The organism is Actinoplanes sp. TBRC 11911 (assembly GCF_012933445.1).
Lineage (GTDB): Bacteria > Actinomycetota > Actinomycetes > Mycobacteriales > Micromonosporaceae > Actinoplanes.
On sequence record NZ_JABBNC010000010.1, the window covers coordinates 170,961 to 185,956 of the forward strand.

At 71.0% G+C, this 14,996-nt stretch carries 15 protein-coding genes; 10 read left to right on the forward strand and 5 right to left on the reverse strand.

Annotated elements, in window-relative coordinates:
* Window positions 1-238 precede the first annotated feature (238 nt).
* Window positions 239-1,156 carry an NADP-dependent oxidoreductase gene (locus HH310_RS16845; RefSeq protein ID WP_169176494.1) on the reverse strand — a complete coding sequence of 306 codons (918 nt, stop codon included), beginning with the start codon at window positions 1,154-1,156 and terminating at the stop codon, window positions 239-241.
* Between the two features lie 188 nt (window positions 1,157-1,344).
* Window positions 1,345-3,600 carry an ATP-dependent Clp protease ATP-binding subunit gene (locus HH310_RS16850; RefSeq protein ID WP_169176495.1) on the reverse strand — a complete coding sequence of 752 codons (2,256 nt, stop codon included), beginning with the start codon at window positions 3,598-3,600 and terminating at the stop codon, window positions 1,345-1,347.
* A 200-nt stretch (window positions 3,601-3,800) separates the two neighbouring features.
* On the opposite strand from HH310_RS16850, the gene HH310_RS16855 reads away from it, so the two are divergent.
* The 4 genes from HH310_RS16855 (at window position 3,801) to HH310_RS16870 (ending at window position 7,132) form a co-directional block, all read left to right on the forward strand.
* Entirely contained in the window at window positions 3,801-4,580 is a 780-nt protein-coding gene (locus HH310_RS16855; protein WP_169176496.1) for a hypothetical protein, read from the forward strand.
* Window positions 4,581-5,214: 634 nt separating this feature from the next.
* The gene (locus HH310_RS16860) at window positions 5,215-5,763 is read left to right on the forward strand and encodes a hypothetical protein (protein WP_169176497.1); all 549 of its coding nucleotides are present in this window, start codon (window positions 5,215-5,217) and stop codon (window positions 5,761-5,763) included.
* Between the two features lie 171 nt (window positions 5,764-5,934).
* Complete coding sequence (locus HH310_RS16865; RefSeq protein ID WP_169176498.1) at window positions 5,935-6,369, forward strand: DUF1707 domain-containing protein; 435 nt, start codon at window positions 5,935-5,937, stop codon at window positions 6,367-6,369.
* Between the two features lie 22 nt (window positions 6,370-6,391).
* Window positions 6,392-7,132, forward strand: a complete 741-nt coding sequence (locus HH310_RS16870; RefSeq protein WP_312034142.1) for an alpha/beta hydrolase-fold protein — start codon at window positions 6,392-6,394, stop codon at window positions 7,130-7,132.
* Between the two features lie 3 nt (window positions 7,133-7,135).
* On the opposite strand, the gene HH310_RS16875 is transcribed toward HH310_RS16870, so the two are convergent.
* Window positions 7,136-7,810, reverse strand: a complete 675-nt coding sequence (locus HH310_RS16875; RefSeq protein ID WP_169176499.1) for a GAP family protein — start codon at window positions 7,808-7,810, stop codon at window positions 7,136-7,138.
* Window positions 7,811-7,839: 29 nt separating this feature from the next.
* Window positions 7,840-8,400, reverse strand: coding sequence for a dihydrofolate reductase family protein (locus HH310_RS16880; RefSeq protein ID WP_169176500.1), 561 nt, complete (start codon window positions 8,398-8,400; stop codon window positions 7,840-7,842).
* Window positions 8,401-8,473: 73 nt separating this feature from the next.
* Here HH310_RS16880 and HH310_RS16885 point away from each other — a divergent pair, with 73 nt between their 5' ends.
* The 5 genes from HH310_RS16885 to HH310_RS16905 all read left to right on the forward strand — a co-directional run bounded on the left by HH310_RS16885 (window position 8,474) and on the right by HH310_RS16905 (window position 11,611).
* The gene (locus HH310_RS16885) at window positions 8,474-9,436 is read left to right on the forward strand and encodes an RNA polymerase subunit sigma-70 (RefSeq protein WP_396027524.1); all 963 of its coding nucleotides are present in this window, start codon (window positions 8,474-8,476) and stop codon (window positions 9,434-9,436) included.
* Window positions 9,437-9,452: 16 nt separating this feature from the next.
* A complete protein-coding gene (locus HH310_RS16890; RefSeq protein ID WP_169176502.1) occupies window positions 9,453-9,824 on the forward strand; it encodes a DUF1622 domain-containing protein in 372 nt (123 codons plus the stop codon).
* Window positions 9,821-10,057, forward strand: a complete 237-nt coding sequence (locus HH310_RS16895) for a hypothetical protein (protein WP_169176503.1) — start codon at window positions 9,821-9,823, stop codon at window positions 10,055-10,057. The genes HH310_RS16890 and HH310_RS16895 overlap by 4 nt, the downstream gene beginning before the upstream one ends.
* A gap of 80 nt (window positions 10,058-10,137) precedes the next feature.
* Window positions 10,138-11,160, forward strand: a complete 1,023-nt coding sequence (locus tag HH310_RS16900; RefSeq protein ID WP_169176504.1) for a DUF4331 family protein — start codon at window positions 10,138-10,140, stop codon at window positions 11,158-11,160.
* A 61-nt stretch (window positions 11,161-11,221) separates the two neighbouring features.
* A complete protein-coding gene (locus HH310_RS16905; protein WP_169176505.1) occupies window positions 11,222-11,611 on the forward strand; it encodes a Rid family hydrolase in 390 nt (129 codons plus the stop codon).
* Here HH310_RS16905 and HH310_RS16910 read toward each other — a convergent pair.
* On the reverse strand, window positions 11,608-12,993 hold the full coding sequence (locus tag HH310_RS16910; protein ID WP_169176506.1) for an FAD-binding oxidoreductase: 1,386 nt from the start codon (window positions 12,991-12,993) through the stop codon (window positions 11,608-11,610). The two genes, HH310_RS16905 and HH310_RS16910, sit on opposite strands and share 4 nt — an antisense overlap.
* A gap of 178 nt (window positions 12,994-13,171) precedes the next feature.
* Here HH310_RS16910 and HH310_RS16915 point away from each other — a divergent pair, with 178 nt between their 5' ends.
* Window positions 13,172-14,899, forward strand: coding sequence for an ABC transporter substrate-binding protein (locus tag HH310_RS16915; RefSeq protein ID WP_169176507.1), 1,728 nt, complete (start codon window positions 13,172-13,174; stop codon window positions 14,897-14,899).
* The last annotated feature ends 97 nt before the right edge of the window (window positions 14,900-14,996 follow it).

A 14,996-nucleotide genomic window follows, 5' to 3' on the forward strand; every position in this document is an offset into this window, starting at 1 on the left:
CCGATGCCCATTATTCCGGCTCACAGCGTCGGCGATGCTGCCCCCTCACTCAGCACCGCCGACGCTGTCTCAAGAAAGACTCCGGCGGCTTTTCGCATTTCCCACGCAATCGAGGAAAGCCGACGGGGCCCGGGGACGGCTAGCCGGCCGACGCGGCGACATGGACGCCGAGCGCAGACAGAAAAGAGGGGCCGTGCCACGGTGGATGGCACGGCCCTCAGCTAATCATGAGACGTGGTCAGATGATGAGCGCCAGCTTGCCGCCCGGGTGGCCGGACCTCAGCACCTTGAGCGCTTCCCTGGCGTCCGCGAACGGGAAGGTCCGGGCGACCGGCACGATCAGGTCGCCGGCGCCGGCCAGGTCGATGAGCCGCTGCCGCTGGGAGTCGCGGAACACCGCGCTTTCCGGGTCGGCGCCGGCCACGGCCTTCATGCCCTCGCGCCTCGCCCGGGCGGACGCCGCGATCGTGACGATCCGGGACGGCTCGGGGACGAGCTCGAGCGACACGTCCAGGGCCTCGTCGGTGCCGACGCAGTCGAACGACGCGTCCACGCCGTCGGGTGCGAGCGCGCGAACCCGGTCGGCGAGCCCGCTTCCGTACTCGACGGGGGTACCGCCGAATCGGCGTACAACATCGGCTCGTGTGGCGGATGCCGTGCCGATCGCCCGCGCACCCGCGATCCGCAGCAACTGTAAGAGAGCGACGCCCACCGCGCCGGAAGCGCCGTGCACCAGGACGTGATCGTCCTTCTGGACGCCGATGACCCGCATCATGTCGGCGGCCGTCGTGCCGGCGAGGAGCAGGTTCGCGGCCTCCGGGAACGGCAGCGACGGGGGCTTGGCGAAGACGGTGCGGGCGGGGACGGTGAGCCGCTGCGCGTACCCGCCCTGCACGCGGAACGCGAGGACCTCGTCGCCGACCGCGTGGGCGCCGGCCGACGGACCGACGGCCGCGATGACTCCGGCGATCTCCTGGCCGATACGGATCGGTAAGCGGGACGGGTCGCCGCCGGGGGCGATGGCCTTGAAGTCGGTCGGGTTCATCCCCACCGCGCGGATGTCGATGGTGACCTCGCCCGGTCCCGGGGCGGGCACCTCGATGTCGGCGAGCTCGAGGTCGCCGAACCGGGGCGCAACCCAATACTTCGTCTGCATTGCGGCACTCCTTGCGTGTTGCGTCACGCAAACGCTACCTCGGCCGTCGTCCGGGTTCCGGGTTCGTCGTCCTGGTCAGGAGCAGGCGGATGAGGAATTCCCCGGTCGCACCCGCCGGGTATCGCACGGCCCGCCTTGCCTGACGTCGTCAAACCCTTGGCCGTACGCCTCCGCCAGGCCCTGCCCGCTCAGGAAAGCGCCCGCACGGCACCCTCCGCCCGCTCGTGAAAGACCAATGTGGCGTCCGCGACGTCGATCCCGGTCACCCGGCCCGGGCGCAGCTCGCCCTGCAGGATGCGTTCGGCCAGGACGTCCTCCACCTCGCGCTGGATCGTGCGCCGCAGCGGCCGCGCCCCCAGCGCCGCGTCGAAGCCCCGCTCCGCGAGGTGGCGGCGGGCCGCGGCGGTCACCTCGACGCCCATCCCCCGGTCGCGCAGGCGCAGGTCGACACGGGCCAGCAGCACGTCGACGATGGCGAGGATCTCCGCCTCGGTCAGCCGCGGGAACACGATGGTGTCGTCGATGCGGTTCAGGAACTCGGGACGGAAGTGCTCCTTCAACGCGTCGTGCACCTTGGCCGCCATCCGGTCCCGTACGCCCTCGGTGGCCTGGAAGCCCAGCGACAACGGCTTCGACGCGTCCCGGGTGCCCAGGTTGGTGGTCAGGATGATCACCGTGTTCTTGAAGTCCACCACCCGGCCCTGGCCGTCGGTCAGCCGGCCGTCCTCCAGGATCTGCAGCAACGTGTGGAACACGTCCGGGTGCGCCTTCTCGATCTCGTCGAACAGCACCACCGAGAACGGCTTGCGCCGGACCTTCTCGGTCAGCTGCCCGCCCTCGTCGTAACCCACGTACCCGGGCGGGGCGCCGACCAGCCGCGACACCATGTGCCGGTCGTGGAACTCGGACATGTCCAGCGGGATCAGCGCGTCCGGCGAGCCGAACAGGAACTCGGCCAGGGCCTTGGACAGCTCGGTCTTGCCGACGCCGGACGGGCCGGCGAAGATGAACGACCCGGCAGGCCGCGCCGGGTCCTTGAGGCCCGCCCGGGTGCGCCGGATCGCCCGGGACACCGCCCGCACCGCCTCCTCCTGGCCGACGACCCGCTTGTGCAGCTCGTCCTCCATCCGCAGCAGCCGCGACGTCTCCTCCTCGGTGAGCCGCTGCACCGGGATGCCCGACCAGCCCGCCAGCACCTCGGCGATCTGCTCGCCGCCGACCCGGCCGTCGCCGGACGCGCGGACGTGCGCCCACGCGCCGGCCTCGTCGATCAGGTCGATCGCCTTGTCCGGCAGGAAGCGGTCGGCGACGTACCGGTCGGCCAGGCGCACGGCGGTGGACAGGGCGACATCCGTGTACGAGACGTGGTGATACTCCTCGTACCGCCGCCGGAGGCCTTTGAGAATCTCCACGGCCTCGGCGGAGGTGGGCTCGCCGATCGGGACGGCCTGGAAGCGGCGGGCCAGCGCGGCGTCCTTCTCGAAGTATTTTCGGTATTCCGCGGTGGTGGTCGCGCCGATCGTCTGCAGTTCGCCGCGGGCCAGCATCGGCTTGAGGATCGATGCGGCGTCGATCGCGCCCTCGGCCGCGCCCGCCCCGACCAGCGTGTGGATCTCGTCGATGAACAGGATGACGTCGCCGCGGGTGCGGCACTCCTTGACCACCTTCTTGAGGCGTTCCTCGAAGTCGCCGCGGTAGCGCGAGCCGGCCACCAGCGAGCCCAGGTCGAGCGTGTAGACCTGCTTGGCGCGCAGCGTCTCGGGCACGTCACCGGCCACGATGCGCCGGCACAGCCCCTCCACCACGGCGGTCTTGCCGACGCCGGGCTCGCCCACCAGGACCGGGTTGTTCTTGGTGCGGCACGACAGCACCACCATGATCCGGTCGATCTCGCGGTCGCGGCCGACCACCGGGTCGAGGCCGCCGTCGCGGGCGCGCTGCGTGAGGTTCTCGCCGTACTGGTCGAGCACCGCCGAGCTGGCCGGCGGCGGGGCACTCAGCGCGGGATGGCCGGACAACAACCACAAGACCTTTTCCCGTACGCCTCGAGGGTCGGCACCCAGCGCGGCCAGGATCGCGACCGCGACGTTCGCGCCCTCGCGGAGCAGGCCGAGCAGGATGTGCTCGGGGCCGATGTGGTTGTGCCCCAGCTTGAGAGCCTCCCGCAGGGACAGCTCGAGGACGTCCTTCGCCGCCGGGGTGAACGGCACGTGCACGCCACCCGCCGGCTCGTGGCCCTCGCCGGCGGACTCCGCGGCCTTGGCCCGGGCGGCCTCGAGCGTCACGTCCACGGCGGCCAGGGCCTGCGCGGCCACGCTCTCGCCCTCGCTGATCATGCCGAGCAGCAGATGTTCGGTGCCGATGTAGTGGTGATCGAGGAGGCGGGACTCCTCCTGCGCCAGGACGACGACCCGGCGGGACTGATCGGTAAACCGTTCGAACACGACACTCACGTCCTCGCGGCGAGGGCCCACGCACCCCACCCGGTGGGCGCACGCGGGCGCGCGTCAGGGTGGTGTGCGCTGAGTCAGAGCCTCTTGGCGTGGACGCGGGCCCGCGTGGGGGGCTCGCACGCTCGTGCAGGCGCGGCTGCCCCACCAACGTACAACGAAGAACCTACGATGGCCGCATCGAAGGGGGCGCCATGACCGCTGCAGAACGCCGTCGCCAGGCCAACGACCGGGCCCGCAGGCGCGCCATCCGGGCCCTCGCGGCCCAGATGGGAGTGCCTTACTCGGTCGCCGCACGCCTGATCGCCGACCCGCACCGCGCGCTGATGTTCGCCCACCGCGAACAACGCCCGTTCCACGCCCGCGTGAGCGACACCCGCGACGCCGCCGCTCCCCCACTGGGCCGTGCCGCCCACCTGACGGCCCGCTTCCCGCGCCTGCACACCCCGGCCGGGCGGCTCTACGACGGCCGCGACCGGCAGACGGTCCTGGCGATGCTGTACGCCGTGGTGGCGCACGAGTCGGCCGATCTGCTGCCCGCCGCCGAGGAGCTGGCGTGGGTGGCCGAGCTGGGCGAGGAGACGGCCGTCGACATCACGTGCGCGGCCCTCGACCGGGGTGCCCGCGCGGTGGCCGACGACGACGAGTGGCGGCTGTGGAGCCGGGTCGAGGCCGCCGTCGACGCCGGTGACCCGCGCGCCGAGGCGACGATCACCCTGGGCCGCGAGCTGCGGGCGGCGAGCCTGCGGTCCTCGCTGCCGGGCGCCCGCCAGACCCTCGACGCGGTGCTGCTCGCGGCGCACCGGCTGAAGGTGCCGGGCGCGCACGTCAGCCTCGGCACGCGGACGGCCACGGTGGTGGGGGCGCGCTGGCCGCAGTCCGGCCCGCCCGCGGCGTACGAGGTCCGCTTCGCCGACGACCCCCGCATCCACCTCGTCGATCTGGGCCAGGAGCAGCAGCCCGCCGAAGTCTGATCGCCGGATCAGCCCGCCAGGCACGCCACGACGAAACCGGCGGCCGGGATTCCGAACAGCACCGAGAGGGCCGCCAGCGGGTGATCGCTGGGCGCCGCCATCGCTCCCGCATATCCGACATTTCCAGATATTTCTCGGATGGGCTGAGCCGTTGGACGGCTGGGCTCGGCGCGCGGCTGCGCCTGCTTCCATTCCGTGAGACGGGCGACCGCCTGCTGAGACCAGCGCCCGCATCATGGACCCACCGTTCGCAATGTGGGATCAAAGTCCATTGTAGAGAATACTTTTGTCGCGTAACGAGGCTTTCGCCCGACAGCTTTCTCCGGCCGAATGTGAACCTTGGAGAGTTACGGCTCGTATGTGGGCGCAACTCGCCAAGGTTCACAAAAATCCACGATGTGACCGCGGTGTCCACATAGTGGGACAGCCTGGCCGCGAGCGGATCGCCACAGCGCGTCAGCTCTGGCACCACCACACCACCGGCCAGGCTGTGACCAGGGCACTCACCGCCCACCACCACGGCTAGGACTTACTCGTCGAGGGCTGTCGCCAGCCGCGATACCAGCGTCTCGCGGGAAACCATGACTCGGCCGGAGGCCGGCTTGCCGGCCCGGAGGAGCATGAGGGTGTGCTGGTGATGGCGCGGTCGCGGGCCGGCGAGTGGACACTGTGGCGGGTCGGGCGGCACCGGCTCGCCTGGCGGCCGACGCGGCGGGCCGGGCTGCACGCGTACGACCCCTACGGTCTACGGGCGGACGAGAGCGCCGAGATGCTGTCCTGGGCGGGTGCCCTGCTCGCGACGATCGTGGTGCTGCCGTGGCGGATCGCGACGAACCGGTGGCCGGTGGTCGCCTACGTGATCAGCCCGTTCGATGTGGAGGGTCAGCGCCGACGCACCGGGCCGATGCCGCGCGCCGAGGCCAAGGCCCTGGTACGCCGGTGGGCGGCCTACATCGAACGCTACGCCGAGCCGCCGCCCCTGCCGGACCGCAGACGCCCGAAGCCACCGCCACGTCCGGACGGGAGCCGCTTGAAGCCACCGGCATGGCCGGACCGGAACCGCTCGAAGCCACCGACGCGCCCGGACGTGGAACGCTCGGAGTCACCGTGGCGACCCGACCTGCACTACGGCGGCGACCCGCGTGCCGAACCGCCGCCGCCGGACGACCCGCCTGCCGCTTGACCCGACAGGTACTCCCCCGGGCGTACGGGATTGCGGGTGTGATGGTTCTCCAGGCGTACGGGAGCGGGGTTGAAGGGGTGGAAAGCCTCCCGGAAGATGCGCCGCCGGGGCGACGTGACGGCGGTCGATACAGGCGACTCTTGAGGCACGAAGCCAGCCCTTGGAGGAGCGATGAGCAACGAGACATGGTCCGGGCCGAAGCGCCTGCGGACCTCCGACACCGAGCGCGAGCAGATCGCCGGGACCCTGCGCGCCGCGATGACCGAGGGGCGCCTGACGCTGGAGGAGGGCGAGGAGCGGCTGGCCGCCGCGTACGCCGCGAAATTCCGCGACGAGCTGGGGCCGCTGACGGCCGATCTCCCGGACGCCGGCCGGCGCGCGCCGGTGGAAACCCCCGAGCTGCGGCGGGGACTGGCCCGGCACGCCACCGTCGTCCTGTCCATCACCGCGATCCTGACCGGGCTGTGGATCCTGTCCGGGGCGCACTTCTTCTGGCCGATCATCCCGCTGTTCTTCCTGTTCATGGGGCTTGCCCGGCACGCACGCCGGGGGCATTGGGAGCCGCGGTACAGCTATCAGCACCGGGTCGCTCCCTGGAACAGGTAGACACGACCTGGATGATGAGGTCGTGCGGCACTATATGGCGGAACTTCAATCTCCGGACGGCGCCCGCGGCAGGCTGGCCGCGTACGGCCACTACGGGCGCCCGGTCCTGATGTTTCCCAGCGAGAGCGGGCATGCGAGCGAGTTCGCCGACCGCGGCATGGTGGCCGCGGTCGCCGACCTCATCGACGCGGGCCGGGTCAAGCTGTACGGCGTGGACTCGTTCGACGGCGGGACCTGGTCGGCCGGTCATCTTCCGCTGGAGGAACGCGCCCGGCGGCACGGCGCGTACGAGTCGTGGATCCTCGACGCCGTGGTGCCGCACATCGCGGCGGACAGCGACGGAGCCACCGAGATCGTGACGGCCGGGTGCTCGCTGGGCGCGTTCCACGCCCTGAACTTCGCGTTCAAGCGGGCCGACCTGTTTCCGCTGGCGCTCTGCTTCTCCGGCAACTACGACCCGGCGACCTGGCGGGGCTGGGGTGAGCAGGGCGACGCGCTCTACTTCAACAACCCGATGGCGTACGTGGCGAACCTGCACGGCGACCACCTCGACTGGTTGCGGTCGCGGCTTTCGCTGCTGCTCGTCTGCGGGCAGGGGCAGTGGGAGGACACCACCGGGTCGCTCGACTCGACGCGGCGGATGGCCGGGCTGCTGACCGCCAAGGGCGTACGGCACGAACTGGATCTGTGGGGTTACGACGTGCCGCACGACTGGCCGTCGTGGCGGGCGCAGCTGGCCCATCACCTGCCGCGCTTCTGTTAGGGCTCAGGTGAGCAGGCTGATCGCCTCGCCGATCAGTTTCGCCGCGAAGACCAGGCACAGGACCGCCATGATGACGGCGTTGTTGTGGCTCATCCAGTCCTTGAGGGCCGCCAGCATCCGCTGCGAGCGCTGACCGAGGACCAGATACAGCCCGACGGGGATGCCGACGCTCAGGCTGGCGATCACCGCGAAGATCACGTACGCGATGGCCTGTTGCGCGCCGGAGATGCCGGTGGCGACGATGGACGCGGCCGCGCTGATCGCCAGGAGCAGGTTCTTGGGGTTCGCGGCGGAGAGCGCGACGGCGAATCCGGCGGCGGCGAGCGGGCTGATCCGGTCGACGCGGGCCATCCAGCGCGGCATTTCCGGCTCCTGGTCGCCGCGCGGGCGGGACCGGAACTGCCGGGCCGCGACCACGAGCAGCAGCAGGCCGAGGCCGAGCTTCAGCCAGCCGGACCACGCGGACGGCGCACGCGTCGAGCCGCCGCCCGCGGAGCCGGCCACCAGCAGCACGATCGCCCCGACCACGCCCAGACCGGCAAGCCAGCCGAGCACGAACGCCGGCCCGTTCACCCGCGCCTTCGCGGAGGTCAGCATCAGGATCACCGCGATGATCGGGATGGGACTGACCGCGACCCCCACGGCCGCCGGCAGCACGGCCCCGATCGCGTCTCCCATTCTGCCGATAATGGCATATTTCGGAAAAATTATACGGCTCGCCGCACGATCGTCAGCACACCCGCGCCCACCGGTTCGGCGGTGGTGAACTGAAGATTTGCCGGGACGCCGGCGGCGAACAGGCGGTCGCCCTCGCCGGCCACCAACGGGAAGATGATCAGCCGGTACTCGTCGACCAGGTCGGCCGCCGCGAGCGCGTGCACCAGGCTCAGGCTGCCGATCACCACGATGTCGCGGCGTTCGCGTTCGCTCTTGACCCAGGTGAGCGGGTCACCGTCGATCGCCGCCGAGTTCGGCCAGGCGCTCGCGTCGATGCCGGTGCGGGTGGCGACCCGCTTGGGCACGGCGTTCATCAGCCGCGCATAGTCGGTGTCGCGGCCGGGCCAGACCTTGGAAAAGCTTTCCCACGTACGCCTTCCGTAAAGCTGCACGCCCTGCTCCATCCGCGCGCCGAGCCGGAATTTGTCATCGCTGACCGGACCCGACCCGTACCGGAACGCCCAGCCCCCATACGGGGTTCCCGAGCTTCCGTCCGGGTCGGAGACCACGCCGTCGAGCGTGCTGAACTGAATGACGATCACGTCGCCCATCACGAACTCCCGTCTGCGGGCGGCCCGTCCGGCCGCTCTCACCCGACACATACCGGCGGGGGCTGGTGAACTCATCGCCGCGGCGCGAAATAATGCGCCGGTGGCCGAGACGACGCAGCACGAGGCCTTCCGCGGCGACCTGCTGGCGCACTGCTACCGGATGGTCGGCTCGGTCGAGGAGGCCGAGGACCTGGTCCAGGAGACGCTGCTGCGCGCCTGGCGGGCCGCCGACCGGTACGACCCCGCGCGCGCCTCGCTGCGCACCTGGCTGCACCGGATCGCCACCAACGTCTGCCTCACCGCGCTGGAGGGCCGATCGCGGCGGCCGTTGCCGAGCGGGCTGGGCGGCGCAGGCGAGCCGGACGCGCCGCTGACGCCGAGCCTCGACGTGCCGTGGTTGCAGCCGTTCCCGGACGCCCGGCTCGGCGACCCGGCGGACGCCGCCCAGCAGCGCGCCGGGCTGCGGCTGGCACTGGTCGCGGCCCTGCAGTTGCTGCCCGCCCGCCAGCGCGCCGCCCTGGTGCTGCGCGAGGTGCTGCAGTTACCGGCCACCGAGGTCGCGGAGGCGCTGGACAGCAGCGTCGCGTCGGTGAACAGCAGCTTGCAACGCGCCCGGGCCACGCTGCAGGCCGCCGGGCCGGTGCTCGACGACCTGCGCGAGCCCGCCGACCCGGACGAGCGAGAGGTGGTGGAGCGTTACCTGGCCGCGTTCGAGGCCGCCGACATCCCGCGGCTGACCCGGCTGCTGGCCGACGACGTGGTGCTGGAGATGCCGCCGGTGGCGCTGTGGCTGGCCGGCCGCGACGACTACGGCGAGTTCATGCGACGGGTGTTCGTGCGGCGCGGCACGGACTGGCACCTCGTGCCGGTGCGGGTCAACGGCGGGACCGGCCTGGCCGCCTACGCCGGGGACAAGGCGCACTCCGTGCAGCTGTTCGAGGTGCGCGACGGCCTGATCCGCCGCTGCGTGACCTTCGCCGACCCGTCATTGTTCGCGATGTTCGGCCTTTCGCCGACCATGCCGGCGGTCGCCTGACGATAGTGTCGGCCCCATGCACGAGATCGTCGGCGAGCAGTGGCTGTCCGAGGCGGTGGATTTCCTCGTACGCCTGGTCGAGGGCGCCGGGGCGCTGATCATCTTCGTCGGCGCGATGGTGGCGTTCGTACGGTTCGTGATCGTCGGGATCCGCGACCGGAGGACGGCCTATTTCGTCCCCATCCGCCTCGACATGGGCCGGTTCCTCACGCTGGGGCTCGAATTCCAGCTCGCCTCCGACATCCTGCGCACCGCGATCGCCCCGACCCTGCAGGAGATCGCCGAGCTGGCGGCCATCGCGGCGATCCGCACCGCCTTGAACTACTTCCTGGGCCGCGAGATCAAGGAGGAACGGGCCGAGCTGGACACCCGGGGGACGCTGCCGTGACGGCGCTGCTGCAGTACGCGTCGCTGCTCTGCGTCGGGGCCGGGCTGATCAGCGGTGCGCTGGCGTTGCTGGCCGGGCGCGACGCGCTGGCCGGACTGCGGGTCGCCCTGGACTTCTGGCTGGCGGCCGGGCTGCTCCGGCTCGCCGAGCCGAACGCCCTCACGACACTGCTCGGTGTCGCGATCATCATCGCGGTCCGGCAGGTGGTGGTCGCCGCGCTGCGCGCGCGGTAGGTGTGTGCCACGTAACAGCGAACTTTCGCTGGTGGCACGCGTAGACAGGAGGCATCACCCCTCGCCGAAAGGACGAAGCGATGTCCCATCATCTCGACACCCCGCTCGCGGCGCAGAACGGCTCGCTGTACATCGATGATCTGTACGTGTTCCAGGGCGACGACAGCACCGTTCTGGTGATGGACGTGAACTCCGACATCACCGGCAAGCACTCCGAGCCCGGTTTCCACCCCGAGGCGCGGTACGAGTTCAAGATCCACCTGGACGGGTCGGCGAACGAGGACCTGACCTATCGGGTGTCGTTCGACGAGCCCGGCGCCGGCGGCCGCCAGCCCCTGCGACTCGACGCCCTGACCGGCGACGAGGCGCGCGACGACGCCGCCACCGGCGAGCGCGTGCTGGAGGGCACGACCGGCGACGCGACGACGGCCGGCGACTTCCGCCTGTGGGCCGGCCGGATCGCCGATCCGTTCTACATCGACCTCTCGCTGCTCGCGGTCGTCAACGAGGCGGTGGCGAAGGGCACCGCCCCGGACTTCTCGCAGTGGCACCCCGCGCGGGCGCAGAACAGTTTCGCCGGCACGAAGGTCGATTCGATAGTGCTCGAGATCTCGCACCGGCACCCGCGGTTGCGGCCGGGCGCGCGGACCGGCGTCTGGTGCGCCACCAAACTTCTCACCGACGCCGGCGGGCGCCGGCAGATCAACCGCGCCGGGCACCCGATGATGTGGCCGATCTTCTGGCCGGGCGACACCGACTTCTCGGACCCGTCGAACACCCGGCACCCGTCGCAGGACATGGCGGGCGACGGCGCGACGATCGCCGCCCAGGTGGCCGCGGTGGTGGAGGCCGCCGGGACGTCCGGCGACCCGCAGGGCTACGGGCGGACGGTGGCCGCGGAGCTGCTGCCCGACGTGCTGCCGTACGTGATCGGCACCCCGGCCACCTACGGCTTCGCCATCCGCAACGGCCGGACCATGGCCGACGACGCGCCGGAGTTCATGCTGTCGCTGGTGACCGGCACCTCCGTACAGTCGGGTCTGGGGCCCGCCACGGCCGCGGCGCAGCGGGCCGCCGCCTTCCCGTACGTGGTGCCTGCCTGAACGGTCCGTGGCGGTCGTCACCCTCGTCGAACCGGGGTGCGCCGAAATCGTCCCAGGGTTCATGAACACTTTCGAGTATCACGTTCCCTGGGAAGACCTCTACGGCTTCAGCCAGGCGTTACAGGTCGGCGACACGATCTACGTCGCCGGGCAGTTCGCGCACGACGCGGACGGCACCTTCATCGGCGAGGGCGACTTCGGCACCCAGATCGAGGCCGCCCTGGCGAACCTCGACAAGGTGCTGGCCCACTTCGGTGCCTCCCGGCGTCAGGTCGTGGAGACCACCGTGCTGGTCGTGGGCCTGCGCGACCACTTCGACGCGGCCGCGGCGGCCCACTCCCGGTACTTCGGCACCCACCGTCCGACCAGCACGATCAGCGGTGTGGTCGCGCTGGCGCTGCCGCAACAACTCGTCGAGATCGGCGCCGTGGTCCGCACCGACAGTCTTTAGGCGGGCTCCACGTTGTGGTTCAGGCGGAACACGTTGTCCGGGTCGACGCGGCGTTTGATCCGCGCGAGCCGGTCGTAGCGTTCCGCGCCGTACGCGAGCCGCACCTGCGCGGCAGTGGTGGCCTGGTCCTTGGACAGGAAGTTCACCATCCGGCGCTCGTCGAACACCCACGGCGCGAACGTCTCGACCATCCGGTCGAGCCAGCTACCCAGCAGGTCCGCCTGATCCTGCCCGCCCACCCCGAGACCCCACATCATGTACGGGATTCCGCGGCTCGGTACCGCGTTCGGCACCGCCGGCTCGCGGTCGAGGGCGCCACCGAGCGCGCGGATCTCCAAGCCCAGCAACGGATTGCCCGAGTCCGGCCCGGCGAACCCGATCAGCGCCTCGAGCACCTCGGGCGTGAACTCGCGCAGCGTGGTGGTGCGGTCGAAGAACGCCTCCGGCCCGGGCGGATCCAGGTGGATCAGCGCGTTCTGCGTGTACGGCAGGGTCCGCACCCCGTCGATCAGCGGCTCGGCGACCGCGCGGATCGGGGCGAGCAACCGCTCCCCCTCGGCGGCCTCCCCCAGGTACGAGTAGCGCACGTGCAACACGAACGCACCACGCAGCGGCTCCGGCAGATCCGGCACCGGCGGGTACCGCAGCACCGCGACGGAGGTGGTGGCCTGCTCCGGCAGGCTGGGCGCCCAGGTGCGCCAGACCCGCAGCACGTCGGCCATCCGCTCGCCCGCGAAGTGCAGGCCGCCGCCGTAGAACTCGGTGACCGGGAACAGGTCGAACTCGATCGCGGTCACCACGCCCATGTTGCCCTTGCCGCCGCGCACCGCCCAGAACAGATCCGGATCGGAATCGGCGGTGACCTGCCGTAGCTGCCCGTCGGCGGTGACGATCTCGACGAGGTGCACGTGGTCGGCGGCGTACCCTTCGGATCGGCCGAACACCGGGCTCTGCCCGCCGCCCAGGGTGTAACCGATCGCGCTGACCGTCGGCGCGGACCCGCTCATCGGGGCCAGCCCGTGCTCGGCGGCCGCGGCCACCGCCGCCGCCCAGAGCACGCCGGCCTCCACCCGCGCCCGCCGGTTCGGCGCGTCGATCCGCACACCGTCCATCCGGGACGTGTTGATCAGGACGGCACCCCGCACGTCCTTGGCGGCCTGGTGCCCGCTGGCCCGCACCGCGACCGGCATCCGGTGCCGGGCGGCGAAGCGAACGGCGGCCTGCACGTCGGCCACGCTCGTCACGCCGACGGCGAGCGCCGGGCGAAGCGGCAGGTTCAGGTTGAACGAAACCACCTCGGCGTCGTAGCCGTCGTCGCCGGGCTCCAGCACCGGCCCGGTCACGGTTTCGCGCAGTGCGGCGGCGGAAAATGGCTCTGTCATTGCTTCCCCCATTTACCCAGTTCTCTGGCGTCGGGGACGAGGCTAACCAGGGAAAACCCGCTCCCCAACATGAGAACAACCATTCCGGCGCGGGTGAACCGAGGTCCCCGAAAATCGTCATTTACGGACGCCGTTCGATGCCTGTGGCGCGCGCGCCGGACCGCGTACGGTCAATGTCGTGGCCTCGCCAAGAGTGACGGTGGCCGCCGGCGTCGTCGTCGCGCTCGGCGTGACGGCAGGTGCGTGCCAGGACGACACGAAACGCGGCGAAACGCCCTCCGGTTTCAACGCGGCACTCACGACGGTCGTGAATCCGAGCGCGGCCAGGGGCGGAACGCTCAACCTCTGGTCGGCCCAGGACGCCGATTCGTGGGATCCGGCGCGCGGATACCTGTCGTTGGTCTGGAACATGAATCGGCTCTACACCCGAAAGCTCGTCGACTACGCGGGCCCGGCCGGCCCGGACGGCGGGAAGCTGGTTCCGGACCTGGCCGCGGCCGAGCCCCGGATCAGCGCGGACAAGCGCACCTATACGTTCACGTTGCGGGACGGGCTGAAGTGGGACGACGGGTCACCGATCACCACACGCGACATCAAGTACGGGATCGAGCGGTCCTGGGCCACCAAGGTGATCACCGGCGGGCCGTATTACCTGCCGCACATTTTGGACAACGGTCAGCACTACCCCGGCCCGTACGAGGACCGGGACCCGGCCCGGCTGGGGCTGCGATCGGTGCGGACGCCGGACGACAAGACCATCACGTTCTCGCTGGCCGCGCCCGATCCCGATTTCCTCTATCTGCTGGCCATGCCGGCGGCCGGGCCGGTACCGCGCGCACGGGACACCGGGGCGCGATACGGGGCGAGGCCGGCCTCGTCCGGTCCGTACATGTTCGACGACATCCGGCCGGGCCGGTCGGCGCGGCTCGTGCGCAACCCCCGCTGGGATCCGGCGACCGACCCGATACGCAAGGCCCTGCCCGACGCTGTCGACTTCACCGTCACGACCAACCAGGACGACCTGGACCGCCGGCTGCTGGCGGGGACGGTCGATCTCGACATCGGAGGGCTCGGCGTGCAGGCGGCGGCGCGCAGCAGAGTGCTCGCGGACCCGCGGTTGATGTCGCACGCCGATGCTGTCGCGGGCGGATACCTGTGGTTCGCCGCGCTGGTCCCCGCGGTCGCGCCGTTCGGCGACATCGCCTGCCGCCGCGCGGTGATGTACGCCGCCGACCTGGCAAGCATCCAGGCGGCGCGCGGCGGGCCGTTCGCCGGGACGATCGCCACCAGCATGCTGCCGTCCGGCACCCCGGTACCGGAGCCGGACTACGACCCGTACCAGCACAAGCAAGGCAAACCGCGGATCGACCTGGCGTTGCGCGAGCTCCGCTCCTGCGGCAAACCGAACGGGTTCGGCACCACGATCGCCGTGCTCACCGACGCGGGCGCCGTCCGGGTCGCGGAGGCGTTGCAGGCGGCGCTCAAGAAGGTCAACATCAACGCGAAGATCGACCGGTACGCCCTGGCCGAGGACTCGTCGCAGGGCGGCTCGCCGAACATGGTGCGGGAAAAGGGTTACGGCATCATCATCAGCAGCTTCGCGCCGGACTATCCGACGGGCGGCGGTCTGCTGGAGCCCCTGGCCAACGGCGACGCGATCCAGCAGAACGGCAACACCAACCGCGCGGAGATCAACGACCCGTCCATCAACGAACTGTTCGACGCGGCGGCGACCGCAAGCGACCCGGCGTCCCTTTACCGCAGGATCAACCACAAGGTGATGGAAGGCGCCTATTACTTGCCGTTCACGCTCGACGTGGCGCTGACTTACCGCAACCCCCGCCTGACGAACGTCCACGTCCAGGCCGGAGCGATCGACATCCAGGCGCTGGGCGTTCATAAATAGCGCCTGGCTGTCCACGAAATTCATCGCCAACCATGAGAGGTACGCCTCCGCCGGTCCCCGACCGCACCACACCGCCCCCGGCTCCGCCGCTGCCGCC

Coding starts and splice junctions, on each gene's coding strand:
- HH310_RS16845 (WP_169176494.1), bottom strand. CDS start 1,156: ATGCAGACGAAGTATTGGGTTGCGCCCCGGTTCGGCGACCTCGAGCTC.
- HH310_RS16855 (WP_169176496.1), top strand. CDS start 3,801: ATGACCGCTGCAGAACGCCGTCGCCAGGCCAACGACCGGGCCCGCAGG.
- HH310_RS16865 (WP_169176498.1), top strand. CDS start 5,935: ATGAGCAACGAGACATGGTCCGGGCCGAAGCGCCTGCGGACCTCCGAC.
- HH310_RS16875 (WP_169176499.1), bottom strand. CDS start 7,810: ATGGGAGACGCGATCGGGGCCGTGCTGCCGGCGGCCGTGGGGGTCGCG.
- HH310_RS16880 (WP_169176500.1), bottom strand. CDS start 8,400: ATGGGCGACGTGATCGTCATTCAGTTCAGCACGCTCGACGGCGTGGTC.
- HH310_RS16890 (WP_169176502.1), top strand. CDS start 9,453: ATGCACGAGATCGTCGGCGAGCAGTGGCTGTCCGAGGCGGTGGATTTC.
- HH310_RS16900 (WP_169176504.1), top strand. CDS start 10,138: ATGTCCCATCATCTCGACACCCCGCTCGCGGCGCAGAACGGCTCGCTG.
- HH310_RS16905 (WP_169176505.1), top strand. CDS start 11,222: ATGAACACTTTCGAGTATCACGTTCCCTGGGAAGACCTCTACGGCTTC.
- HH310_RS16910 (WP_169176506.1), bottom strand. CDS start 12,993: ATGACAGAGCCATTTTCCGCCGCCGCACTGCGCGAAACCGTGACCGGG.